The sequence below is a fragment of the Sphingomonas ginsenosidivorax genome (genome assembly GCF_007995065.1).
In the GTDB taxonomy this organism is placed as follows: domain Bacteria; phylum Pseudomonadota; class Alphaproteobacteria; order Sphingomonadales; family Sphingomonadaceae; genus Sphingomonas; species Sphingomonas ginsenosidivorax.
The window spans coordinates 1,982,022-2,006,835 of record NZ_VOQR01000001.1; the positions used below are offsets into that span (position 1 = coordinate 1,982,022).

18 protein-coding genes are annotated in these 24,814 nt (G+C 67.5%); 6 read left to right on the forward strand and 12 right to left on the reverse strand.

Translation table 11 applies throughout. The annotated features are described in order from the left end of the window. On the reverse strand, positions 1-1,011 hold the full coding sequence (locus FSB78_RS08975; RefSeq protein WP_147081989.1) for a sterol desaturase family protein: 1,011 nt from the start codon (positions 1,009-1,011) through the stop codon (positions 1-3). 346 nt (positions 1,012-1,357) lie between these two features. Here FSB78_RS08975 and FSB78_RS08980 point away from each other — a divergent pair, with 346 nt between their 5' ends. Continuing rightward, complete coding sequence (locus FSB78_RS08980) at positions 1,358-3,901, forward strand: TonB-dependent receptor (RefSeq protein WP_242008142.1); 2,544 nt, start codon at positions 1,358-1,360, stop codon at positions 3,899-3,901. Positions 3,902-3,976: 75 nt separating this feature from the next. Here the strand turns inward: FSB78_RS08980 and FSB78_RS08985 are convergent, their stop codons facing one another. Then, complete coding sequence (locus tag FSB78_RS08985) at positions 3,977-5,545, reverse strand: tetratricopeptide repeat-containing sulfotransferase family protein (protein WP_147081991.1); 1,569 nt, start codon at positions 5,543-5,545, stop codon at positions 3,977-3,979. A gap of 280 nt (positions 5,546-5,825) precedes the next feature. Then, positions 5,826-6,359: a UrcA family protein gene (locus FSB78_RS19490; RefSeq protein WP_242008143.1), complete on the reverse strand. Its 534-nt coding sequence runs from the start codon at positions 6,357-6,359 to the stop codon at positions 5,826-5,828. Here FSB78_RS19490 and FSB78_RS08995 point away from each other — a divergent pair. Next, complete coding sequence (locus FSB78_RS08995) at positions 6,358-6,735, forward strand: hypothetical protein (RefSeq protein WP_147081993.1); 378 nt, start codon at positions 6,358-6,360, stop codon at positions 6,733-6,735. The genes FSB78_RS19490 and FSB78_RS08995 overlap by 2 nt on opposite strands. Before the next feature lie 140 nt (positions 6,736-6,875). Beyond that, entirely contained in the window at positions 6,876-7,886 is a 1,011-nt protein-coding gene (locus FSB78_RS09000; RefSeq protein WP_147081996.1) for a Vgb family protein, read from the forward strand. A gap of 57 nt (positions 7,887-7,943) precedes the next feature. Here FSB78_RS09000 and FSB78_RS09005 read toward each other — a convergent pair whose 3' ends face one another. Further along, complete coding sequence (locus FSB78_RS09005; protein ID WP_242008144.1) at positions 7,944-9,041, reverse strand: extracellular catalytic domain type 1 short-chain-length polyhydroxyalkanoate depolymerase; 1,098 nt, start codon at positions 9,039-9,041, stop codon at positions 7,944-7,946. Positions 9,042-9,254: 213 nt separating this feature from the next. Here FSB78_RS09005 and FSB78_RS09010 point away from each other — a divergent pair, with 213 nt between their 5' ends. After that, a complete protein-coding gene (locus FSB78_RS09010; RefSeq protein WP_199743147.1) occupies positions 9,255-10,679 on the forward strand; it encodes a carboxylesterase/lipase family protein in 1,425 nt (474 codons plus the stop codon). Positions 10,680-10,718: 39 nt separating this feature from the next. After that, a complete protein-coding gene (locus FSB78_RS09015; RefSeq protein WP_147082000.1) occupies positions 10,719-11,420 on the forward strand; it encodes a dihydrofolate reductase family protein in 702 nt (233 codons plus the stop codon). Between the two features lie 199 nt (positions 11,421-11,619). On the opposite strand, the gene FSB78_RS09020 is transcribed toward FSB78_RS09015, so the two are convergent. Beyond that, on the reverse strand, positions 11,620-12,744 hold the full coding sequence (locus FSB78_RS09020; protein ID WP_147082002.1) for a zinc-dependent alcohol dehydrogenase family protein: 1,125 nt from the start codon (positions 12,742-12,744) through the stop codon (positions 11,620-11,622). A gap of 75 nt (positions 12,745-12,819) precedes the next feature. Between FSB78_RS09020 and FSB78_RS09025 the strand changes: the two genes are divergently transcribed. Further along, complete coding sequence (locus FSB78_RS09025; RefSeq protein ID WP_242008146.1) at positions 12,820-13,338, forward strand: acyl-CoA thioesterase; 519 nt, start codon at positions 12,820-12,822, stop codon at positions 13,336-13,338. 13 nt (positions 13,339-13,351) lie between these two features. Here the strand turns inward: FSB78_RS09025 and FSB78_RS09030 are convergent, their stop codons facing one another. From FSB78_RS09030 to paoC, 7 genes are all read right to left on the reverse strand, one after another. Beyond that, positions 13,352-14,155, reverse strand: coding sequence for an enoyl-CoA hydratase-related protein (locus FSB78_RS09030; protein ID WP_147082007.1), 804 nt, complete (start codon positions 14,153-14,155; stop codon positions 13,352-13,354). Further along, positions 14,152-15,093, reverse strand: a complete 942-nt coding sequence (locus tag FSB78_RS09035) for an alpha/beta fold hydrolase (RefSeq protein WP_158637983.1) — start codon at positions 15,091-15,093, stop codon at positions 14,152-14,154. The genes FSB78_RS09030 and FSB78_RS09035 overlap by 4 nt, the downstream gene beginning before the upstream one ends. Beyond that, positions 15,090-16,247, reverse strand: coding sequence for an iron-containing alcohol dehydrogenase family protein (locus FSB78_RS09040; RefSeq protein ID WP_147082011.1), 1,158 nt, complete (start codon positions 16,245-16,247; stop codon positions 15,090-15,092). Before FSB78_RS09040 ends, FSB78_RS09035 begins: the two co-directional genes overlap by 4 nt. 57 nt (positions 16,248-16,304) lie before the next feature. After that, on the reverse strand, positions 16,305-17,885 hold the full coding sequence (locus FSB78_RS09045; protein WP_147082013.1) for a class I adenylate-forming enzyme family protein: 1,581 nt from the start codon (positions 17,883-17,885) through the stop codon (positions 16,305-16,307). 1 nt (position 17,886) lies between these two features. Then, positions 17,887-19,086, reverse strand: a complete 1,200-nt coding sequence (locus FSB78_RS09050; RefSeq protein WP_147082015.1) for an FAS1-like dehydratase domain-containing protein — start codon at positions 19,084-19,086, stop codon at positions 17,887-17,889. Between the two features lie 116 nt (positions 19,087-19,202). After that, positions 19,203-22,160: a TonB-dependent receptor plug domain-containing protein gene (locus tag FSB78_RS09055; protein ID WP_147082017.1), complete on the reverse strand. Its 2,958-nt coding sequence runs from the start codon at positions 22,158-22,160 to the stop codon at positions 19,203-19,205. A 270-nt stretch (positions 22,161-22,430) separates the two neighbouring features. After that, positions 22,431-24,632 carry an aldehyde oxidoreductase molybdenum-binding subunit PaoC gene (gene paoC / locus FSB78_RS09060; protein ID WP_147082019.1) on the reverse strand — a complete coding sequence of 734 codons (2,202 nt, stop codon included), beginning with the start codon at positions 24,630-24,632 and terminating at the stop codon, positions 22,431-22,433. Positions 24,633-24,814 lie beyond the last annotated feature (182 nt).

The window sequence follows — 24,814 nt, forward strand, 5'->3', positions numbered from 1 at the left end:
TCATTCCGCAGGTGCGATGCCCATCGTCTCGCGCGTGTCGTGCGGATCGCGACGGGCGAACTTCCCCTTGAGCAGCTTGTAGGGCTCGGTGAAGGTGTAGTGCAGCGTTTCCCAGACCGACATGCGGCGCCCGCCATCCTGCCCCAGCAACTCCGCCTCGCCGTCCCGGCAGGTGCCGTGCATGCGATCGATGAAGATCCACGTGCCCGAATAGTTGCTGCGCGTGCTCTCGTAATCCTGCGCGTGGTGCAGGCTGTGGTGCTCGGTCGTGTTGAAGACCTTGAACCACCATTTGGGCGTGTTGAAGCGGATGTTGCAGTGCTGATAGCCGCTCACCGCCAGGCCGAACGCGCCCGCCAGCAGTGCGGCCCGCGGCAGGAAGTCGAACAGCCCGCCAACGCCCAGGCCGATCAGGAAGATCTCGACCGGGTTGCCGACGCTGCCCTTCTGGACATTCAGCTGCGTGAGGTAGTGATGCGGGGCATGCGCGACCCATAGCGGGTACCAGTTGTGCATCGCGCGGTGCATCCAATACTGGAAATAATCGGCGATGAACGAGATCAGGAAGGCCTGCAGCAGCAATGGCAGCCCGATGAACCAGGCGAACTTCGCGATGTCGAAATTATCCTGGAACCAGCCGATGATGGCATCGCTGTTGATCGGACCGAAGACCACGCGCACGATCATCATGCCCATCGCGACATAGAATGTGTCGCAGGCCAGCTCCTTCCACGTATGCTCCCAGCTCTTGTAGCGCGGACTGATCCACTCCATCGCCAGCATCATCAGCTTGACGCCGATGCCGATCCACAACGTCACCGACGGTTTGATCCACGCGGCAGGTGCATAATAATAGAAGCCGACGACGGCGATCAGGAAGACCGGCTGGAAATGGGTGAAGATCGCCTGTTTCACCGGCCCGCCCTGCACCCTGCCGAGGTTGTCGAGCCCGCGGGTGATGGGAGCGCTCACCATGTACGAGGGCTTTTCGAGCGTGTCGGTTCCACTCATGGACGGATCTTTCGATGAAGCTGGTATGGCCGATATCTTCTTGATCCGCCGACGCTATGTGAACTGCGCGCGCATGGCGTTACGTCGTTTAACGTAGGCAGGCACGGCGCACGGTCGAAGGCGGCCGAAAGCGCGGCCGAAACCATGGTCCAGCGCGCCGCGCCGAGGGCCGCCAGGCGCTACGTCAAACGACACATGTAACGCGGCCTCCCCCCTCCATAGCCTTGCTCCAACGAGACCGAGACGCTGCACCAGGACCGATCGACGGCATGGGCGGCAGTCGCCGGCAGAATACTCCCGGGGGGGGATGCCGTCTGGCACTTTGGGTGGGCAAAAGGGGACACACGTGATCGATCGCGCACGGATGCGGCTGCAGCTGCTCTCGGCAACCATATTATCGGGCGTCCTGATGACGCCGGCGCAGGCGCAACAGCAGCCGGTCGCCGAAACGGTGGCCGAGGGTACACAGGATACGGACCCGCAGGGATCGAACGAGATCGTCGTGACCGCCGCGCGGCGTGCAGTCTCGCTGCAGACCGCACCGATCAACATCTCGGCGATCGGTGGTGCGGACCTCGAGAGCAAGCGTCTCGACGACATCGGCGACATCGGCCTCTTCACGCCCGGTCTCACCGTACCCGAAACCGGGCCGCGCACCGCCAACAGCATCGTCATGCGCGGCATCACGTCGGGGGGCCCCGACGGGACCAACCGCAGCACCGCGGTCGGCGTCTATCTCGGGGAAATTCCGCTCTACGTCGATTTCAAGTTCCTCGACATCAACCGCGTCGAGACGCTGCTCGGGCCGCAGGGCACGCTGTACGGCCTCGGCACGTTGGCGGGCGCGATCCGCTACATCCCGAACCGGCCGAACTTCAGCAAGATCGAGGCGGAAGGCCATGTCCGCGTCTACGACGTCGCGCATTCGCGCGGTCTCGGATCGGTCACCGATGCGACCATCAACCTGCCGATCATCGCCGACAAGGTCGCGCTACGCGTCACCGGGGGCTATTACCGGGATCCGGGCTTCATGGATTCGCCCTTCCTGGTCCGCCAGCTGGGCGTTTCGCTGCCACAGCCGAACTTCAACGATCCCGCCGCGGTCGCGGCCAATCTGCGGCGCGGCAGGGACCTGAACGACGAGCAGACCTATTCTGTTCGCGCGCAGCTGGGGTTCGACTTCGGCTGGCTGCGGCCGACGTTCAGCTACATCCGCCAGGATACCAAGACCCACGGCGTACAGACGAATGGCGGCTACGGCGCCACCTATAAGTCGAACGCGAATGGCGTCGCCTTCCCCGACGGCCAGTGCGTCTATGCCAATTGCCGCGGCGTGCTCGGCACCGGCAAATACGAGAATGGCGGACGCGTCGAGCAGCCCTCGCACCGCAAGCTCGACATGGTCGCGGCCGAGGTCGAGGCCGACATCGGCAGCATCGCGCAGCTCGTCTCCGCCACCGCCTATTCCAACCAGAAGCTGCACACCCAGAGCGACATCGCCGACCTCCTCCTCGATCTCGACTATGACTACGAGCTCTTCCCCGCCTTCGCCGGCACGACCACGTCGGACAGCGATCCCAAGCAGTTCAACCAGGAACTCCGCCTCGTCTCGACCCATGGCGGGCCGATCAACTGGATCATCGGCGGCTTCTACAACCACTATAAGAGCTACACCTTCAGCGCAGAGCGCATCCCCGGCTTCCCCGAGTTCGGCGCCGCCAATTCGACCGGCCGCGGCAGCCTCTACGGCACGCTCTACCAGGGGCTCGTCCGCCCGGACGGCCTGGAATACATCTCGTTCACCGATACCTACACGAAGGAATACGCGACCTTCGGCGAGGCGACGTTGCACGTCACGCCGAAGCTGCAGTTCACCGGCGGCATCCGCTATTATTCGTACAAGGCCTTTATCTCGGGCGCGACCGACACGCCGCTGCTGTCGGGCGGCCGTCGGCGCACGCCCTATCCGCTGATCCAGTTCGATCCCTCGCGGGTCCGCACCGGTTCGACCAAGGACGACGGCTTCGTCTACAAGGCGAATGCGTCCTACGAGTTCAGCCCCGCGCTGTTCGCCTACGCCACCTATTCGACCGGGTATCGCATCGGCGGCGTCAACCGCGTCGCTCCCTGCATCACGCCTTTACCCCCCGGCCAGAATGTCTGCGCGCTGCCCAACGAGCTGGCCTATGGCCCGGACAAGACGTCCAACTACGAGATCGGCGTCCGCTACAGCCTGTTCAACCGCAAGCTGCAGGGCTCGATCGATCTCTACAACATCGACTGGACGAACCTGCAGCTGGGCAGCCAGACGAAGAACGGCGCCGTGGGCATCACCGCCAACGCCGGCGGCGCGCGCAGCCGCGGGGTCGAGGGGTCGATGTCGCTTGCGCTCGGCAAGCTGAACCTGTCGGGCAACTACACCTATCTCGACGCCAAGCTGACGCAGGATGCGCCCGGCCTGATCGGGGGCATCAGCAGCAGTTTTGATATCCCGGGTGCAGGTGACGCGTTCGACGGCGATCGGCTGCCGGGCTCGTCCAGGCATGCCGGATCGATCACCGCGGTCTATTCGGTGCCGTTGCCGGAGAATGCCGACCTGACCCTCTTGTGGAGCACCGCGGCGCGCAGCAACACCTACTCGACCACAGGCCTGCGCGGCTATGGCGAGGCGATCCCCGGCTATTCCACCAGCCGCGCTTCGATCACGTACAAGAAGGGCATCTGGGAAGCGTCGATCTTCTCCAACAACATCTTCGACAAATATGCCGTGTCCCGCGTGGCCAACGACTACACGATGGCACGCGCCAATGACGGCGTGCTGATCCGGTCCTACGGCTTCGGCGTGATCCAGCCGCGCACGGTCGGCGCGGAGGTCCGCGTCCACCTGTGAGCTGACGAACAGGCATAAAGCGCCGTCCCGTCCATGCGACGGGGCGGCGCTTTCGTGTCGTATTGCCCGTGCCGTTCAGTCGACGACGATGCCGTTCGCCTCGAAGAACCGGCGCACCGGCCCCATCGCATCGGCATGGACCCGCCAGCGTCCGACCGCGTCGGCGTTGATCGGCCGACGGACCTGCGCCGCGCTGGGCGTCGCAACGGCGGCCTTGTTCTCGTGGAAGGCCAGGGTGCTCGCATCCCAGCCGAGCCCGCAATGCGCGAGCAGCCGCCGCGTCTCGCCCTCCTGATCGGCGACGAGCGCCTCGTAGCTGAGTTCGAGGATGCGACCGGGGAACCGGCGCTGCCAGAACGCCATCAGGCGATCGAACCGCGCATAATAGCGCGCCGTGTCCATCAGGTCGTTCGAGTAGAAATAATAGGGCGATCCCGGCGCGAACAGATTCTTGAAGTTGCTCCACACCGTGTCCATCGGGTTGCGGCGCAAGCAGACGATCCGGGCATGCGGCAGCGCGCGCGCGATGTGACCGGCATAGAGGATGTTGGCCGGCAGCTTGTCGACGAAACGCGCCGTGCCCGCAGGCCGGTGCGGCGTCGCGCGCGCCATATAGCGTTCGCCAAGCTCGCGCGGATCCGCAGCGAGCGACGCGTGAATCGTGGCGGCATCCACCACGACCCGCGACGGGGTACGCGCCAGTTCCTTGACCGCCAGCGGCATCGCCTGCAGCTCGCCCGCCGATCCGACGTCCGGATGCGAGGACAGGATGCGATCGACCAGCGTCGTCCCGGTGCGCGGCATGCCGATCACGAAGATCGGCGCCGCGTCGGCGAGGCCCGTCCCCGCCAGGACATCCGTCGAAAAGCCGGCCTCAAGCGCGTCGAACAGCGACGCGTCGATCGCGAAATCATACCCCAGGTCCCGCTTGCGGGCGGCATTGGCCGTGGCGAGCTCCGCATACGCCTCGTCGTGGCGCCCCAAATCCTCGAGCTCCTTCGCCAAAGCGTAGCGAAGGCGCATCAGGTCCAGCGGATCGGTGGTACCGGCCAACACCTCACGCAACCGATCGACATGATTGTCGGTCGCGTCGTTCCGTCGGAGGATCGCCAGCGCATAATGCGCGCGCGCATAGTTCGGCGCCCGGCTCAGCAACGCCTCGTAATGCTCACGCGCTTCCGCAATGCGGCCCGTGAACCCGCAGGCCGCGGCAAGATTGTAGCGAAAGCCGATATCGTCCCCGGCGCGGGCAACCGCGCCCTTGAACGGGACGATAGATCCTTCGTGGTCGCCCAACCGCGCCAGCACGCAACCGATCGTATCGAGACTGAGCGCATCCTGCGGGTCGAGCGCCAGCGCCGTGCGCGCCGTGCGGCCCGCCTCACCGTCCCGCCGCCCCTGGCTCAGCAACCGCGCATATTGCGAAAGCCGCTGCGGTGTCGGCGACTGCGCGACCGCGCGCTCGACCAGCGGCAGCGCGCGCGAGATGCGGCCAGAAGCGGCCTCGACCAGCCCGAGCAGATACCCGCCATCGGACAGATCCGGCCGCTCGTTGCTCAGCGCGGCAGCAAGCCCCGCCGCCTGCGCGATATCGCCCCGTTCGAGCGCTTTCTCAGCCGCCGAAACGCGCGCCTCGTACGTCAAGCGAACACGACGCGCGGCAAGGTCACATCCGCATGCAGCGCACGCCGTTCCGAAAGTCTCATGCTGCCCGTACCTTCGGCTGATCGACGACGAAAATCCCGGTTACCCAGGCCGTCCCGACAGGCTAGCGGGCACAGGCGGCATCGTGAAGCCATTCGCTGCGCGCAAGGCGCGACCAGCCGACGCGAGCCGAGCGCCGGCCCGCGTCGGTTGCCACATCGTCGTTCAGGCTAGCAAACTCCCCCGTGATCCCATCAGGTCACGCGGCCGTCCGTCAACCTCAGCGCATCGCGAGTTGCGTCCCGCGCGATCCCTCGACACTGGCCGTCCGCGCCTCGATCCGCGAGCGGACATCGTCGGCGACGGCGGCGCGGCACGAACGCGCCTGCGCTTCCATCGCGAGATGGATCCGGTCGAGCCGGTCGCCGCAGACATCGCGAGCGGCATGATCCACGCGGATCGCCAGCGTCCGCTGCCCTTCCACGGTCGCCAGGTCGATGTTCCGGAGGTCCAGCACCACCGACTCCTTCGCGAACGGGTTCTGCTGGGCCATCGCAGCCGTCGCGGGCGCCAGGGCGAGGACGGCGAGCGATCCCAAAGCCAATTTCAACATCATCATCTTCTCCTGCATCGTAGCAAGATCGTTCTCCGACGACCTGATACCAACGCTACAGCAACGCACGCGCGACGACAAACGACCCATCGCGCGCGCGAATACCGTCACATCCGCTCGCGCACGCTGCCAACGGCCATCACCGGCTACGTCAAAGTGCGTATGGGGTGTTCCGGCACGATGGCCGATCGTCGCGGACATGGTGCCATTTCCCCTTCGCCTTGGCGCGCTCGCCGCCGCAATCCTGACGGCAACCACAGCGTCTGCCGCGCCACGGATCGACGCCCGCTCCCGCCTGGAACATTGTGGCAGCGCGACCTGCCTGATGGTGACCGGGCACCGCGCCGACGCCACCGCTCCCGTCATGCTCGCCGGCCACCCCGTCACGGTGCTCGGTGGGCGAAAGTGGCGCGTTTCCGTGCCGATCGAAACCGTACGGGCCTGGTTTCCGACCCGCGCGCGGGTCATCGCGGTGCGGCTCGGCGGTGTCGACGGCGAGGAGGTCGCCGTGCCGCTACCGATCGGCATGCTGGGTTCCAGTATAGAACTCGCCTCGCTCGAGGTGCGCGCCCGCTAGCAAACGGACGGGCTCGCAAGGCTCTTCGCGCACCGGCCGGTTGAACCGATAGCGGCATCCGAACGACCCACCCTTCCCGAGGTACCCGGTCCGCGTACCGGGCTGCCTATACCGAACATCGACGTCCTTCAGGAGTGACCGTGATCGCAAAGTCCTATCGCCGCAACCTGGTCCGCACCGGCGTAGCGATGCTCGCGCTCGCGGCAGTCGGGGCCTCGGCAAGCGCCGCGACCGGTCGCGCCGCCTCGCCCCCCGTCGTCAGGCCGATGACGGCGTTGAAGATCGCCGCGACGATCCCGATCGGCAAGACCGCGGACTGGGTCGCGATCACAGCGGACCGCGTATGGGTCGGCAGCAGCGGCCCGAACTCGGTCAACGCGATCGATCCCAAGACCAACCGCGTCACCACGATCGAACTGCCTGGCCGCCCCTGCGCCGGCATCGCCGCCGACGCCGACTATGTGTGGGTGCCGCTGTGCGGCCCCGTCCCGAAGCTGGCGAAGGTCGATATCCGGAAACGCGCGCTGGACCGTGTGTTCGATGTCGGCCCGGTACGCGGCGAGCAGAGCGTCGCGGTCGGCGCGGGCAGCGTCTGGCTGGTGACCGACAAGACCGGAACGCTCGCGCGCATCGACCCGGCTGACGGGTCGGTCCGGACCATCCAGGTTCCGCCGGGGTCGTACAATCCGGTGTTCAGCGACGGTTTCGTCTGGGTGACGCGGGTCGAGGATGCCGAAGTCACCGTCGTCGACGCGAGCACGTCCAAGGTCGTCGAGCATATCGTCGTCGGCAAGTCGCCCCGCTTCGTCACGGCGGGCGCCGGCGCGATCTGGACGCTCAACCAGGGCGAAGGCGATGTCAGCCGGATCGATATCGCCGCGCGTCGACCCGCGCTTGCCTTGCCACTCCACACGCCCGGTCCGGGCGGGGACATCGCCTATGGCGCGGGCCGCGTCTGGACGACGATGATGAAGACGCCGCTGACCGCGATCGATGCCGCGACCTCCACCGTGCTGTGCCAGTGGACGGGAGACGGTGGCGATTCCCTGTCCGTCGGCCACGGCGCCGTGTGGCTCACGAACCTTCACGCCGGGACGGTCTCGCGCATCGCGCTGAACGACCTGCCGAAGGATTGTCGCCCCCGACGCTGAGCGCATGTCCGGCGCCGGCTTTCGCGCAATCCCGACCGACGGCGAGCTTCCTCCGCCTTACGGCTTCCTCAGCCCCGCGGCACGCAACGCGTCCTCGATCACCCGCCCCGGATCGAAGGACCGCGCGGCGGCACGCGTCTGGCGGGGGGCCGCTGGTACAGGCGCCTCCGTCGAGGACCGTGCCCGGGTCGGCGCCATGGCCGGCACGATGCCCCACGACGCTGCGATACGGTACGTCGACGATATCCCGGCCTCGAGCATGTGGGGACCCGGAACGCCATAGGCTTCGTCGCCCGACGTTGCGATCGGCGTACCATGACCGAGCCCGGACACGGCATACTCCTCGACGACCGGACGGCCCGCCTTGTCGTGCCATTTCCTGTGCACCTGCCCGTCGACCCGCTCGGTTACCGGCGGCGTTTCCACGCCGTGGATCCCCCGCCATTGCTCGACGATCAACGCAGCATTGGTTGCGTTCACCGTCCTGTCCGCGGTTCCATGCCAGACCGATACGGCAGGCCATGGTCCCCCGTGCGCCGAGGCGGCACGAACGCGGTCCCGCAGCCCTGCCCGATCATGACCTTGCCCCCGCATCCGCTCGAGCGCCTCCGGTATGGTGTTCGCGGTGCCATAGGGAAGCCCTGCGATGATCGCGCCAGCGGCGAACATCTCGGGGTGCGTCGCCAGCATCACCGACGTCATCGCGCCACCCGCGGACAGGCCGGTCACGAAAACCCGTGCGGCATCCAGCCGGTGGCGTTCGACCGCGGCGACGACCATTTCGCGGATCGACTCGGCTTCCCCGCCACCCCGTCGGGTGTCCGCGGGGAAGAACCAGTTGAAGCAGAGGTTGGGGTTATTGCCGCGTTGCTGTTCCGGGTAGAGAACCGCGAAACCGAAGCGATCGGCCAGCGCCGACCACCCCGACCCCTGATCATAGGCACCCGCCGACTGCGTGCAGCCGTGCAGGACGACGACGAGCGGCGCCCCCGATGGCAACCCTGCCGGAACGTGAATCAGCGCGCGCAGCTCTCCCGGGTTGCGCCCGAACGCCTCCATCGGGACGAGGCTACTCGCATCGGCGGTATCGCTTGCTGACGGAAGCCCGGCACTGAAGCGCTGGAATTTTGCGATGGTATCAGAGATCGATGGCACGGCAGCCCTTCTCGGCGACAGTGGAAAACGCGGAGGGATGCGACTGCCGCGCAATCCGGCGTTGTGCAGTGCAACATAGCTGGGTGTTCGGGGTGCGACCTGCAAGCGTTAGCGAAAAGGTTCGAGAACGCCGGTCGTGGCGTTCGCCAAAACGCGCTAGGAATGGACCATCAACCGTCCTTACAGCGGCGGACAGGGATGGGATCGAAAGAAATGGGCTTGGCATCGTACCGTTGGATCGGCCTCGTGGGCCTCGTCCTAGCCAGCAATGCTGCCGCACGCGGCGAACCCGAAATCGTCACGATCGACACGGGCATCACGCGCGGGGCGATCGCGGGTGACGTCGTTTCCTGGAAGGGCATTCCCTTCGCCGCACCCCCCGTCGGCGCGCTCCGGTGGCGTGCGCCGCAACCGGCCGCACCCTGGACCGGGGTGCGCGACGCGCTCGCCTACGGCCATGACTGCATGCAACTCCCCTTCCCGAGCGACGCCGCGCCGCTCGGCACGCCGCCCGCGGAGGATTGCCTCTACGCGAACGTCTGGAAACCCGTGGCGGGCAAGCGCAGGCTGCCCGTGCTGGTCTGGATCTATGGCGGCGGGTTCGTCAACGGCGGGTCGTCGCCGCCGACGTATGCCGGGACCGATCTCGCCAGGCAGGGAATCATGGTCGTCAGCTTCAACTATCGCCTGGGGCGTTTCGGCACCTTCGCGCACCCGCAGCTGAACGCATTGCGCGAGGATGGCCCACCGTCCGCGAACTTCGGCTATATGGACCAGGTCGCTGCGCTGCGCTGGGTACAGCGCAACATCGCCGCGCTCGGTGGCGACCCCGCGAACGTCACGATCGTCGGCGAGAGTGCGGGTGGCGTCTCGGTGCACGCCCTCGTCACGAGCCCGATCACCAAGGGGCTCTTCGCGCGCGCGGTGGTCCAGTCCGGCGGGCCGATCGCGCTGGGCGAGGCGACGCCCGCCGCCGCCGAGGCCGCCGGGGTCGCGTTCGCCGCCAGCAAGGGAATAGCCCCCGACGATCCTCACGCCCTCGCCAGGCTGCGCGCGCTCTCGGCGGATGCGGTGACGGACGGCCTCAACCTCGCGAACCGGCCGACGACGACGCCGGTGACGTACACGCCGCCGGTCGTCGACGGCCGCTACGCCGTCGACAGTCTCGCGGCCTACCGAACGGGGGTGTTCGCCAGGGTGCCGATCATGGTCGGGGCGACCAGCGACGATATCGGCGGACGCAACGGACCGATGACGCTCGGCGCCCGCGCGATCGCCGGCATCCTCGCTGCGCAGAACGTGCCCGTCTATTACTACCGCTTCTCCTACGTCGCGACGTCGGCGCGCACGACCGAGACGAAGGGCGCCGCGCACGCGACCGACATCCCGTTCTTCTTCGATACGGCCGCGATCAAATACGGCGCCGCCACCACCCCCACCGACCGCGCCGCCGCGCGGCTCGCCAGCGGCTACCTGGTCAATTTCGCCAAGACCGGCAACCCGAACGCGCGCGGCGACCGCACCAGCATCCCGCCGCCTCTCTGGCCGACCTATGACGACCGCCGCCGCCCGATGCTCGACCTGGACGCCACGGGCGGCGCGTCGGTCGGCAGGGACCCATGGGACACAGCGAACTGACGATCGGACCCGTTCTCGGATAGCGGCGTTGGTCCGTCCATGAACAGTCCCCGCATCATCTGCCTAATGACCGCGTCGATCGACGGCGGTCTGCATCCCAGCCGCTATACCCAGAGCCCCGACGGAACGCTCGAGGACTGGACCCGTGCCTATGAAGGCCTCCACGACAGGCTCGACGCCGACGGCTGGATCGTCGGACGCGTCACCATGGCCGAAATGGCCAAGGGCGAACCTCGCGCACCGACGACCACGGACGCGCCCGCGCGTCCGCTGCTGCTCCAGGCGCGCGACGCGTCGTCCTTCGCGATCACGATCGATCGCTCCGGCAAGCTGCGGTTCGCCAAGCCGGACATAGGCGGCGATCATGTCGTCGTTGCCTTGGGGCGCAGCGTCGACGACTCCCACCTCGCAGAACTCGCCGCCAACGGCGTATCCTACATCGTGTCCGAGACGGACGACATCGACCTCGCCGCACTACTGGCGACCCTGCACCGAGAGCTCGGAATCAAGACAGTGCTGCTGGAAGGCGGCGCAGGAATCAACGGTGCGTTCCTCTCCGCCGGGCTCGTCGACGAACTCAGTGTCGTGGTGACGCCGACCCTGGACGGCGGCGTCGATGCCGAGCGGATCGTGGCAGCAGGCGACGGATTAAAAGGAAAAGTCACACTATGCCTGCTAGGCTGCGAACCCCTGGCCGCAGGCGCCGTACACCTTCGCTACGCGGTCCACGCATCCGGCTGAGCGTCGGATCGCCTGGGTTCGCCCCGCGACGCTTGCTATGACCGATCCGCCTTTGCGCCCGCGATACGGCGTGTGCCGATCTCGCGGTATGAACGCTCGCCGCTAGGCAGGGCTGCCGGCCGTCGTTCGTCGTAGGTTTGGCGGTCGACAAGGTAGCGTTCGAAATCTCGCGCTACCGCGGGCATCCCAGCGGCATCGGTCAATCGAAGCGGATGACTTGGCGCACTGCGCGCCCGGCGTGCAGCTCGTCGAACCCGGCGTTGATGTCGGCCAGCGTCAGGTATCCGCTGACCAACCGGTCCACCGGCAGCCGTCCGGCGCGGTACAAGGCGATGTAGCGTGGGATGTCGCGCGTCGGCACGCAGGTGCCGATATAGCTGCCCTTGAGCGTACGCTCGTCGGCCACCAGCGCGACGACGTTGACCGCGAGCGCCGCGTCGGGCGGCGGCAGGCCGGCGGTCACGGTGGTGCCGCCCCGCCGCGTCATCGCGACCGCGCTTTCGAGTGCGCGGACCGAGCCCGCCATTTCCAGCACCACGTCGCACCCGCCGGCGGTCAGTGCACGCACAGTGGCGACCGCATCGGCGCCCGCCTTTACCACCGCGGTCGCGCCGAGTTCCGTCGCCAGCGCGAGCTTGTCGTCGGCAAGATCCACCGCGACCACCTGCGCCGCGCCTGCCGCGATCGCCCCAAGCACCGCCGCCAGCCCGACGCCGCCGAGCCCGATCACCGCGACGGTCTGCCCCGCCTTGACGCCGGCGGTGTTGACCACCGCGCCGACGCCGGTCAGCACCGCGCAGCCGAACAGCGCGGCCTCGTGCAGCGGCAGGTCGGGATCGACCTTCACCAGCGATCGGCGCGATACCACGGCATGGCTGGCGAAGGCCGACACACCCAGATGATGGTGCACGCTGCCGTCATCGTCGTGCATCCGCACCCCGTCGCCCAGCAGGGTCCCCGCCCCGTTCGCCGCCGCGCCCGGCGCGCACAGGGCCGGGCGACCCTCGGCGCAGGGCAGGCAATGCCCGCAGCTCGGCATGAAGATCATCACGACATGATCGCCGACCGCGAGATCGGTGACGTCCGCGCCCAGCGCTTCGACCACGCCCGCCGCCTCGTGCCCTAGCGCCATCGGCAAAGGCCGCGGCCGGTCGCCGTTGATCACTGACAGGTCGGAATGACACAGGCCCGCCGCGGCGATCCGGACCAGCACCTCGCCCTTGCCGGGCGGATCGAGATCGAGCGTCTCGATCCGCAGGGGCCGGCTTTCGGCATAGGGCAGGCTCGCGCCACGGGTGCGCAGGACGGCAGCTTCGATCTTCATGGGCGCATCATTCCCGCTGGCGCGCGATCGACCAAGGAGAAAGCGGCAGGACGCACGCTGGAACGGCGAAATCGCGTGACCGATTTTCGCGACCGGGGTGCCAGCAACGCCGTCCTGCGCCTATACGACGAGACGCAGACCGGAAGGACCATGATGCCCCAGACGCCCCTCCGTCCCCGCGCGCATTATGTCGCCTGGATGCCGATCACGACTCGGTGGAGCGACAACGACGCGTATGGGCACGTCAACAACGCCATCTATTACCACTGGTTCGACACCGCGGTGAACGCGTGGCTGATCGCGGCGGGGCTGCTCGACATCGCGCAGGGCGACCCGATCGGCCTCGTGGTCGATACGCGCTGTCGCTATGCGCGCTCGGTCGCCTATCCCGAGCCGGTCGAGATCGGGCTCGCGCTCGGTCGGCTCGGCCGTTCCAGCGTGACCTACGAACTCGGCGCCTTCCGCATCGGCGAGGATCAGCCCGTCGCGGAGGCCGCCTTCACCCATGTCTATGTCGGACGCGCCAGCCGGCGCCCGACACCGCTGCCCGACGACTGGCGGAGCAAGCTCGAGACGCTCGCCCCGCCCCTTTGATGACCACGCTCCCTCAGCGCCCCGTAAACCGGGCGGGGCGCTTCTCCAGTAGCGCCGCGACGGCTTCCTTCTGGTCGGCGGTGTGCTGGACGATCGCCTGATAGGCGGCCGACAATTCCAGGCAGCTGGCCAGATCGAGACTCATCGACTTGCGCATGAGCCGCTTGTTGAGCCGCGCGCTTCGCGGCGGGAAGGCCGTGATGGTACGCGCCATCTCCATCGCGGTGTCGAGTAGCGCATCGGCCTCCACGACATGCGTTACCAGGCCCCATGCCTTGGCCTCGTCAGCCTCGATCATGCGGCAGGTCAGCGCCATCTCGATCGCCCGCGGATAGCCCACGACGCGGGGCAGGAACCACGCGCCGCCATCGCCCGAAACCAGGCCGACGCGCAGGAAGCTCTCGGCGAACTTCGCGCGGGTCGCCCCGATCCGGATGTCGCACATACAGGTGATGTCGCACCCGGCGCCGACCGCGACGCCGTTCACCGCCGCGATCGCCGGTACGTCGAGCGCGTCGAACAGCGCCGGGATGCGCTGGATACCCGCGCGGAAGGCTTCCTGGATCCGGTCGGGCGTGCCGGCGAACTGTGGATCCGTGCCCTCCTGCATGTCCTTGATATTGCCGCCCGAACAAAAGGCGCCGCCTGCCCCGGTCAGGACGATGCAGCCAAGGCTCTCGTCCGCGTTCGCGCCTTCGAGAAACGCGACCAGCCCGGCGACGACGGCGGGCGACAGCGCGTTGCGCGTCTCGGGGTCGTTCAGCGTGACCAGCGCGATCGGCCCGTGCCGTTCGATCAGTACCTTGGCGTCGGTCATGCTGTTGTCCTCGTTTCGATGGTGTCGATACCGCAGTCCGGCAGCGTGGCACCACGCAGGAACGCGTCGATCGCGTCCGCCGCGACAGCGGTCGCGTCGTGATGCAGGTTGTGCCCGGTATCGGCCACGCGCCGCACCGTCAGATCGGGGAAGAAGGCGGCACGGCGCGATACCTCGGCGGCGTCGGCGGTCGCGGCGCCCGGCTGCGGATCGCTGGAGAGCAGCGCCAGTACGGGCATCGTTATCCGCTGCCAGCACGCCCCCCATTCGGCGACGCTGTGCAGCGTGGGATAGGATCGATGGAAACGGGGGTCGTGTGGCCACGTCACGCCCCCCTGTGGCAACGAGCGCGCGGATGCGTCGGCAAGGAACAGCGCACGCGGACGATCGAGCCGGCGGTTCTGGTGCTGGAGCCGGTCGGCCAGCGCGGCCACATCGGCATAGCGGCGAAAGCGCGCGGCATGATCCTGCTGTGCGAGGATTTTCGCCAGCTCGTCCGCGATCGCGACCGGATTCTGGTCGGGTCGGCTGCCGAGCGAATCCAACAGCACCAGCTTGCTGACGCGCGCGGGGCGTATCGCCGCGAACAGCGCGGCGATGTTGCCGCCCATCGAATGACCGACGACCGCCACGGCCTGTCCCGGGACAAGATCGTCCGCGAGCCGGTCGAGGTCGAGAAGGAAATCGCTCAGCCAATAGCTGCCAGGCGTCCAGCTGGAGCCGCCATGCCCGCGCCAGTCGGGGGCGATGACGCGGTAGGTCCCGCGCAGGGAGTCGACGAGAAACTGGAAGGTCGCGGCCGTGTCGCGCGAGCCGTGGAGCAGCACCAGTGGCGGGGCGTCGACCGGTCCCCAGCGCCGCACGCGGTAGTCCACGCCGCGCACGTGCGCGCGCGTCGTCTCGGATACGATCCGCGGCACATAGGCAGGCTCGCTCACCAGACCACCTGCAAAAGCGCGACCACGTCCGCCGCGCTCACGGCACGCGGGTTCTGCGTGATAAACCAGTCCTGCGCGGCGTCGGCGGCGATCAGCGGCAATGCTTCTTCCGGGACGCCGAGGTCGCGCAAGCGGGAGGGCACGTCGAGCGATGCGAAGAACGCGGTGCAGGTGCCGGCAAGTGCGTTCGCATCGCCACCGCTGCCCGGTTCCAGCGCGTTTGCCAGTTCGGCCAGCCGCCCTTGGGTTGCAGCGCTATTGAAGACGAGAGTGTGCGGCAGCACGACCGCCTTGGCGTGTCCGTTGCCGACGGCGCAGCGCGCGCCGATCGCATGGCCGATCGCGGACGCCATGCCGGCACCGACGAAATCAGTGCCCTGCCCGATCAGTTGCGCGGCGAGTACCAGGTCGCGCCGCGCCGCATCGCTGTCGCCATCCCTGGCATCGTCCAGCGACTGCCGTATCAGCCGCACGCCGTGGATCAGCAGCGCATCCGCCAGCGGCTCACGCCGCGCAGACTCAAGACCCTGAACACCCTGTGCGAAGGCGTCGAGCGCTGCATCGAGCGTCAGCCGCCACGGCGTCGCGCGCAGGAACGCGGGATGGACGAACAGCGCCTGCACGCGCGCCTTCGGATCGAACAGCGCCAGGCGGCGACCGTCCTCCACCGTCACCGCAGCACCGCTTTTCGCGAAGGCGGTGGTCGGCGTCGTCGGGATCACGAATTGCGGCAGCTTGGGGTTGGCAAGCCTGGGGCTCTTGGGGGCTGCGCCGGGCGTGAACACGGTGCAAAGATCGCGAATGTCGCCGCCCTCGCCGTACAGGATGCTCGCCGCGCGCGCGGTGACGACCGCCGAACCGCCGCCGATCGCGACGACCGCATCCGCGTCGCGTTCGGCCAGCAGGCGCGCCGCTGCCTCGACCGAAGGCAGGGGCGACTGTTCGGCGACGCCCGTGAACGCACCGACGCAGAACTCGCCGAGCGCCGCACGCACGGTCTCCAGCCCCGGTTCGGATCGCGCGATCGTGTTCCCGCAGAAGACGACCGCGCGCTTCGCACCGACCCGGCGCAGCTCGGCGGACAGCTGGCCCAGGCAATCCTCGCCGTAGAGGATCCGCGAGCCAGGGTCGAAATGACGAAAGCTTCGTGACATTGGGCAGATCCGTGAATGAAAGGAGCAAAGCGGGGAGCGGACGCGACGGTCGCCTGTTTAGCCGGTCGTCACGGCCGCACGAGCCTCCGCGATCACCGCCGCCTTGTCGATCTTGCCCGTCGCATTGACGGGCAGCGCGTCCTCCTGGAACCGCCACCAGGACGGCACCGAGAAGGAGGCGAGCGTCGCGCGTACCGCCTGACGGATCGCGTCCTGCGACGCGCCCGGCTCGATCACGACGACCGCCGCCACTTCCTCGCCGAGATCGGCATGCGGCAGACCGAAGACGACCGCTTCGCGTACCGCGGGTGCAGCGACCAGAGCTCGTTCCACCGCCGCGGGCGCGACATTCTCGCCGCCGCGGATGATCAGCTCCTTCGAGCGTCCGGTGATCCAGAGATAGCCGTCATCGTCCAGCTTCCCGAGATCGCCCGTCGCGAGCCAGCCCTCGGCATCGATGGGCGTTTCGGCGACGCCGTAATATTCCGACATCTGCGTCGGCGCGCGGATGACGATCTCGCCGTCGGGCAGGCCGGCACGCGGCACGATCTTGACCTCGGTCAGCGGCAGCGCGCGCCCGCTCGTGCCGGGCCGCCGGACGGTGTCGCCGTCCGACGCGGCGGTCGCCTGCCCGCCATTTTCCGACAGGCCATAGCCGGTCGCGATCCGTGCCTCGGCGCCGGGAAGCCCGGTACGGATCCGCTGCTGCAGATCGGGGTGGAGCAGCGCGCCGCCCAATGTGACGGCTTTCAGGCTGGAGAGATCGCGGCTGCCGATACCCGGATGTTCGAGCACGCGCGAAATCATCGTCGGTACCGCGGACCAGCGGTTGATCTTCCACGTCTCGACCAGTTCGAGCAGCTCGCCCGGATCGAAGCGCCCGCGCGGCATCACCAGCGTGTTGCCGACCGTTACCGCGCGCAGCATCGCCTGCGCGCCGCCGATGTGGAACAACGGTCCGGTGTGCAGCGCGACGTCGGGCGACGGCGACTGGTGCGGCAGCCGCTTCGACATCACCAGCAGCATCTGCAGGTTCGACAGCAGGGCGCGGTGCGACAGCACGACGGCCTTTGGCTTGCCCGAGGTGCCCGAAGTGAAGATGATGACGCCCGGCGCGTTCTCGTCGATGAGCGCGGGGCCGGCGACAGGCTCGGCCAGCGGCGCGTCGCTCGTCTCCCACGACCCGGTCGCCCAGCCGCCCGGGATCTTCGTGGCACAGCGCGCATCCGCCAGCACCAGTACCGGCGCCAGCAATTCGAGCGCGTCGGCAACCTCCGCCTCGCTCCACCAGGTATTGACCAGCACCGGCACACCGCCGGCCTTCAGCACCGCCCAGTAATTGACGACATAGTCCGGGCTGTTCCACCCCATCAGGAAAACGCGGTCGCCCCCGCCGATGCCGAGCCCGACCAGCTCCGACGTCTTGCGGTCGACCAGCCCGATCAGGTCGTCGAACGACAGGACACGATCGCCCTGCACGATATGCGGCTGCGCACCCCAGCGTGGTGCGAGCGCCAGCAGGTGTTCGAGGCGCTTGGGCCGCTCCGCATACAGGCGGTAGGGAATGCCGCCCACATCCTCGACGACGATCTCGGTCCCCCAGCGCGGTTCCGTCGTGCCGACCTGCGACGCATCCATGTCAGGCCGCCTGGAACTTGGCGATGCCGCTCGGCAGGATCGTCTCGCCGCCGGCGCCCTTGTACGGCAGCGAGACCACCGCGGTGCCCGGCATCACGTTCTGGTCGCGCTGGTTATAGGCCCAGGTTTCCAGCGTAACGACATGATCGCCGTCCGCGTCGATCTCCTTCGAGACGACCTTGCCGCCGACCTTCACCGCGTCCGACAGATAGACGTGCGCGCGATACTGGCCGAACAGCGCCTTCACGAAGCCCGTATCGCCGGCCCAGTTGGTCAGCGCATGGATGCCCCAGCAGGTCCGCTGGATCCCGACGTCATACGCGATCTGCGCGCCCTGCAGCGCGGCGGCATAGTCATTATAGTGCACCGAATAGACGGGCTCGAGCGCGTTCGTCCGCGGGTCGCGAAACGCCCAGGCAGGGTGGCGGCGGTATCGCTGCAGCGAGATGCGGTGTGCTGCGATCCGCGGAATCGGAGCCGCCCCGCCCGCGATGAACGCGATGAAGTCGGTCAGGCCGAGCGGCCCCTTGGTGATGACGTCGAGCTCGTCGCCGACGGCCACGTCCTCCCAGAAGCGCGGGGTCGCGCCACGCGGGGTCTCGGCCAGCGCGGCGTCTTCGAGTGCCACGATCTGCTCCTCGGTCCAGGGATGCGGCAGCTCGATCTTTCGCGTCTCGCGGCGCTTCTGCATCTCGCCGCGCTCGAAGCGCATCCGAGAACAGATGAAGGTCGCCACCAGTTCGCCGTCCTGGTTCCAATATTCCTGGCGGATGAAGTCCTTGATGCGGCGGCCCCCGAACTGGCTCTCGGTCGGGCCTTCGAAGCCGTCGAACACCACGCGCGGGGTGATGCGGTCGCCCAGCTTGATGGGGGCGTGAAAATTCATCGTCGTCTCGGCATGGAAGCCGCCGAGCCCTGCCCAGCCGAACTGCACGGACGCCATGCAGGCGAAGATGAAGCTGGGCGGCGCGATCGTCTCGCCGAACAGCGATGCCGGGCCGTAGCTCGGGTCGATCCAGAGCGGGTTGTCGTCGCCGATCCCTTCGCAGAAGCGGATGATCGCCATCCGGTCGGCGATCTCGTTGTTGACGCAACCGTCGGTGCGCAGTTCGGTGCCGATGCGCGAGCGCATATTGTCAAGCATCGCGTCGGTGAAGGATGCCCGGGCGAGTTGCTTGCTGATCCCCGTATCTTCGCTCATGTTTGTTCGCCTATATGAACTCTTGATCGTATCTACGACGTGAATACGCGTCGCTGGTCGGAAGTGTCAACCCGGCTGCCGGCGCTCGACGGCCGGTCCATGCCTAACCGCCGGTCTCACAGTTTGAACCTGACCCCTGCGCGCAAGACGGGACCGTCGACATCGTAGATCACTGCGGTGTTCGCGCCGTTGCCGAACGCGTTCCCCGCCGCGGTCAGGCCGGGATCGCGATTGGTCAGATTGCGTGCGTTGAAGAACACCGACATGTCCTTCACCGGCCCGATGCTCAGATCGTAGCTGATCGCGAAATCGAGATAGACGCGCCCGGGCAGGTAATTGTCGTTGACGGTGGGGTTCTGCGACGTGCTCGCCGGGCAGGACGCGGTGCATTCGACGAAGTTGGAGAATTGCTTGCCCGACGCGAATGCGCGCGCGGTCAGCGAGGTGCGCAGGCCGTCGAGATGATAGCCGAGCGTCACGTTCGTCCGCCAGCGCGGCGGATAGATGCTGCTGATCTCACCGACGAAGTCGTTCGGCGCGCTGACCCCGTTGTCGATCGTGTCCTCGAGATATTTGGTGAAGTTGGCGTGCAGATCGACGCTGCCCGGCAGACCGAGCCCGGTCAGCTCGCTGCGGTAGCTCGCCTCGAAATCGAGCCCGCGCACCTTCTCGCTGGCGATGTTGATGTTCTGGCTGATGACCTGGCTGACCACGCCGTTGACGCGGGTGATGTTGTTGCACAGCGCCGGATCGGACCCGTCGAAGCACAGCAGCAGCACGTCGGCGGGCTGGATGATCGAGATCGCGTCGGCGACCTTGATGCTCCAATAGTCGACCGAGGCACTGAACCCAGGGAAGAAGGACGGGGTGAAGACCGCGCCGACGCCCAGCGTATCCGCCTTTTCCGGGCGCAGATTGCGGTTGCCCGTGGTGGTCTGGTCGAACGCCGGCGTGGTGTTGGTGAAGGGATCGAAGATCGAGCGGCGGGCGGTGGACGCCGGCAGGAAGGTCTCCTGCAGATTGGGCGCGCGGATGTCGCGCGAGCGCGTTGCACGGAACGTCAGGTCGGCGACCGGGGAATAGGTCGTGCCGAGCTTCCAGGTGGTGACGTTGCCCGCCAGACTGTAGCTGGTGAAGCGCACCGCACCGTTGATGTCCCAGGAATCCGCCCAGCTCAGCTTCTTGGCGAGCGGGATGATCGTCTCGAACGCACCTTCCTTGACGTTGGTCGAGCCGTCGATTGCGGTGTAGTTGGCGTAGATGTGATCGACCGCGAGTGAGCCGGCATCGACGACCGACTTCGCCTGGTCCTTGCGATATTCACCCGACAGCGCGACCGACACCGGGCCCGCCCAGGTCGAGAACGGCTCGCCCGACAACGAGGCCGCCAGGACGGTCTGCTCGACCTTCAGCCTGGACCGGCTCGCCGAGCGGATGAAGTTCACCGCGGCACCGTCCGGATCGTTCACGCCGAAGCCCAGCGCGTTGTACGGCGAACAGCCATTGTTCGGCGAGGTCAGCGTCGAGCGGCAGACTATAGCGCCGGTCGCGGGATTGCGGACCGCGTCGACCGCGAGCGCATAATTGGTGCGCGAGATGTTGGTCGGAAACGTCACCAGGTTGCGGCTGACGCCGTACTGGCCATAGGCATCCCATTGCCAGTCGCCGCCCAGCATCTGGAACTTGCCGTTGCCGCCGAGCTGATAGGACTGCGCCTTGCGGTCGGTGATCTGGTAGGTGATGCCCAGATCCCGGTTGAGCGTGCCGATGCGGATCGACGACAGGCCGGCGGCGACCATCCGCGCGCGCACGTCGGCGGGCAGATAGGCGTTGTCGCGCTGGATCACCGGGCCGCTCGACCCGATCATGTAGACGGTGGTGAGGTCCGCCTGCGTCTTGGCGCGGACATAGGAGCCTTGCGCGTACAGGTTCAGCGCGTCGGACACTTCGTAGTTCGCGCGTGCATAGGCGGTCTGGCGGCTTTCCGACGGCGCGACCGCGTTGGTACGGCGCAGGTCGTTCTGCTCCCAGTCGCCGCCGCGCATGAAGGGGTCGGCCTGGATGTCGCCGTAATTCTGCTGATAGGTCTGCCCGCCCTGGCCGAACGCGGTGCCGCGCAGCGGTCCCGAATACACCACGCCGCCGGGCGACGAGGTCATGTAGCCGACATTGCCGAGGATCAGCCGCTGCGGCTGGCCGTTTGTCGCGGTGTAGGCAGGGTTGGCCAGCAGTTGAACGCCGCGCCGGTTCCAGTCGCGGCGGTTCGCGCCGATGCCTTCGTCATGCACCTGCTCGAGCGCGACGACGACATGACCGCGATCGTCTGCGAACTTGGTGCCGCCGGCGAGGCTGATCTTGTAGTTCTCACCGTCGCCGTAGGTCGTGGCGCCGCCCGAGACTTCGCCCTTCAGGCCGGTCAACGACCGGTCGAGGACGAAGTTGACGACGCCGGCCACCGCGTCCGAGCCGTAGGTTGCCGACGCGCCCCCGGTCACGACGTCGACGCGCGAGATCAGGATCTGCGGGATCGCGTTGACGTCGACCACACCGGTGGACAGCGCCGGCGTTACGCGGTGACCATCGAGCAGCACGAGCGTGCGGTTGGCGCCGAGCGCACGCAGGTTCAGCGAATTGACGCCGGCCGAACCGTTGGAGCCGGTAGTCGTGCTGGAGCGCGTGCTGGCCGATCCGGCGAACGCCGGCAGGTTGGTGACGAACTGCGCGATATTGGCGTTCGCGTTGGTGGCGAGCTGTTCGGTGCCGATCACCGACATCGGCGTCGGCGCCTGGTACCCGTCGCGGACGATGCGCGAGCCGGTGACGATGATGTCCTGCGTCGATGTCGATTCAGGCTCCTGCGTCACGGCTTGCGTGACGGTCGCCTCCGCGGTCGGGGGCGGTGCGCCATCGGTCGGCACCGTGGGGCTGGGCGAAGGCGAAGCGGCGGGCGCGGTCTGCGCGGACACCGCGTTCAGCGACAACGCGAACGCCGCGCTGGTCGACAGCAGGGCCAGCAGGACGCGGCGATGTGCCGATCCGCGGGTGGTCGAATCCGAGTTCAAATGAGCGTTCATGCAATCCCCTCCGTATCGCCTGCAGCGATGCGATGATGCGAGTCGCCAGCCTTTGTTCGCAAATACGAATGACTGATCGTAATGACGACAATGATTTAGGTTTGGTGGGTTGTCAATCATGTGCGGCGAGAACGCTGCGATAGGGGGCGCTATGGTCCGCGCGTGGACCTGACGCGGACAGGAATCCCGCCGCTGGCAACGGCGACGAGGAGCGGGCTTCGGGCATAAGCGAGGGCGAAGGCGGCCTGTCGAGGCACGCGGCGCGCCAAATCAGGCGATCGGCGGCAGCCTGTCCAGATAGGTGTCCAGCGTGATGGGAAAATCACGCACGCGGGCCCCGGTGGCGTTGTAGACCGCGTTGGCGATCGCCGCGCCGATCCCGGTCATGCCGAGCTCGCCCACTCCCTTGGCCTTCATCGGTGAGATGGTCGGGTCGACCTCATCGATGAAGATCGCCTCGGTATGCGGGATGTCGGCATGGACGGGCACCTCATAGCTGGCGAGATCGTGGTTCACGAAGAAGCCGAATCTCTTGTCGATCGCGAGCGCCTCCATCAGCGCGCCCCCTGCCCCCATTGTCATCGCGCCGATCACCTGGCTGCGAGCGGTCTTGGGATTGAGGATGCGCCCCGCCGCACACACCGCCAGCATCCGCCGCAACCGCAATTCGCCCGTCATCGCGTGGATCGCGACTTCGACGAAATGCGCGCCGAACGCTGCCTGTTCGTAGGTCTTGCTCATCGCCTCGTCGAATTCGAGGATGTCCTCCGCGACCAGCTCGCCCGCCTTCGCTGCATCGACCAGCGCGACCCGTCGGTTGCCCGAGCGGACGACGCCGTCGGCGAAATCGACATCGGTGCCGTTGAACCCGAGCCGTTGCGCGACCTGTTCGCGCAGCTTCACGCACGCCGCGTACAACGCCGAGGTCGAACTGGTCGCACCGCGCTGGCCGATCGATCCGACCGACAAGGGATAGTCCGAATCACCGAGGCGGACGACGACCCGGTCGAGTTCCACCCCCATCATCTCGGCCGCGGTCTGGCCCAGGATGGTGTAGCTGCCGGTCCCGATGTCGGTCATGTCGGTTTCGACGATCACGCGGCCGTCGACCGCGAGTCGCACCCGGGCCGACGAATTCCGCACCCGGGCGCCGCGCACCGCCGCCGCGACCCCCATGCCGATCAGCCAGGCGCCTTCGCGCCGCCCGCCCGGCTTGGCGACACGCTTGTCCCACCCGAACCGCGCCGCACCCGTCTGCAGGCACTGCACGAGATTGCGTGTCGAGAACGGCTTGTCGGGCTCGGTCGGGTTGACACGCGTGTCGTTGCGGATGCGCAGTTCGACCGGGTCCATGCCCAGTTGGTCGGCGAGTTCGTCCATTGCCGATTCGATCGCCAGCATGCCCGGCGCCTCGCCCGGGGCGCGCATGGCGTTGCCCTCGGGCAGGTCGAGCACCGCCATCCGGTGCTGCGTCGCGCGGTGGTCGCCCGCATACATCAGCGGCGTCGGAATGGTCGCCGCCTCCGCAGCGCCGTCGGCATGGAGATTGCCGGACCAGCTCTGATGGCCGAACGCGGTGATGCGGCCGTCGGCGGTCGCCCCGATCCGGATGCGCTGCACCGTCGCCGGGCGGTGCGTGCCCATGTTGGCGATCAGCGGCCGGCCGATCGCGATCTTGACGGGCCGACCGACGGCGCGCGACGCGAGCGCCGCCATGACCGCGTCCGCCAGCACCGACGCCTTGCCGCCGAACCCGCCGCCGACGAACGACGCGACCATGCGGATCCGGTCGATCGGGATGTTCAGGATCTTCGCCAGATCGCGGCGCGCCCAGAAGACCACCTGCTGCGAGGTCCACAACGTCACCCGGTCGCCCTGCCAGCTGGCGATCGTGGCATGGGGCTCCATCGCCGCATGGCTCTGGTCGGGCGTCGTGTATCGGGTGTCGAGCCGGACCGGGGCGTCGGCGAACGCCTTGGCAAAATCGCCGCGCGCGGTATCGGGGAAGCGCGGATGCGCCACCGCCGTACCGATCTGCGCGGCCAGGTCGAACCGCCCCGACTGCCGGGCGTAATCGACGCGCACGAGGGCGGCGGCGGCGCGCGCCTGTTCGAACGTTTCTGCGACGACCACCCCGATCGCCTGGTTGTAATGCTGGATATCCGGCCCGCCCAGCACCGTCGCGCGGAACAGCTCGCCGACCCCCATCGGCCCGACGTCCCGCGCCGTCACGACACCGAGCACGCCGTGCGCCGCCAGCGCATCGCGCGTGTCGAGCGTGCGGATGCGCCCCTTGGCGATCGCGCTGCCGATCACATGACCGTACACCGCGTCCGGCACGGCATCGCGGCGTTCATAGGCGTATCGCGCGAGTCCCGTGACCTTGAGCGGCCCGTCGATCCGGTCCTTGGCCTGTCCCACGACCTTCATCCGGTCGATCGGGTTGGCGCCTTCCGGCTTGTCGAACTTCATCCACCCTCTCCCAAGGTCCCGGGCAGTCGTTGACAGCACCCGTCAGCAGTAATAGCTGATATACGATCGTTCGTTCGATAATGCGAACCAGAATTCTGGTCCGGAATCTAGCAGCGAGCGAGCATAGTCAGCCTGGTCGGAGAGGACAGCCTGTGGTCCGAAAGGACGTCCCGCATCGCCCG

Bases quoted from the DNA above. Each gene is read 5' to 3' on its own strand.
- FSB78_RS08975 (WP_147081989.1), bottom strand. From the start codon at position 1,011: ATGAGTGGAACCGACACGCTCGAAAAGCCCTCGTACATGGTGAGCGCT.
- FSB78_RS08995 (WP_147081993.1), top strand. From the start codon at position 6,358: ATGGTGCCATTTCCCCTTCGCCTTGGCGCGCTCGCCGCCGCAATCCTG.
- FSB78_RS19490 (WP_242008143.1), bottom strand. From the start codon at position 6,359: ATGTCCGCGACGATCGGCCATCGTGCCGGAACACCCCATACGCACTTT.
- FSB78_RS09010 (WP_199743147.1), top strand. From the start codon at position 9,255: ATGGGCTTGGCATCGTACCGTTGGATCGGCCTCGTGGGCCTCGTCCTA.
- FSB78_RS09015 (WP_147082000.1), top strand. From the start codon at position 10,719: ATGAACAGTCCCCGCATCATCTGCCTAATGACCGCGTCGATCGACGGC.
- FSB78_RS09020 (WP_147082002.1), bottom strand. From the start codon at position 12,744: ATGAAGATCGAAGCTGCCGTCCTGCGCACCCGTGGCGCGAGCCTGCCC.
- FSB78_RS09030 (WP_147082007.1), bottom strand. From the start codon at position 14,155: ATGACCGACGCCAAGGTACTGATCGAACGGCACGGGCCGATCGCGCTG.
- FSB78_RS09040 (WP_147082011.1), bottom strand. From the start codon at position 16,247: ATGTCACGAAGCTTTCGTCATTTCGACCCTGGCTCGCGGATCCTCTAC.
- FSB78_RS09045 (WP_147082013.1), bottom strand. From the start codon at position 17,885: ATGGATGCGTCGCAGGTCGGCACGACGGAACCGCGCTGGGGGACCGAG.
- FSB78_RS09050 (WP_147082015.1), bottom strand. From the start codon at position 19,086: ATGAGCGAAGATACGGGGATCAGCAAGCAACTCGCCCGGGCATCCTTC.
- FSB78_RS09055 (WP_147082017.1), bottom strand. From the start codon at position 22,160: ATGAACGCTCATTTGAACTCGGATTCGACCACCCGCGGATCGGCACAT.
- paoC (WP_147082019.1), bottom strand. From the start codon at position 24,632: ATGAAGTTCGACAAGCCGGAAGGCGCCAACCCGATCGACCGGATGAAG.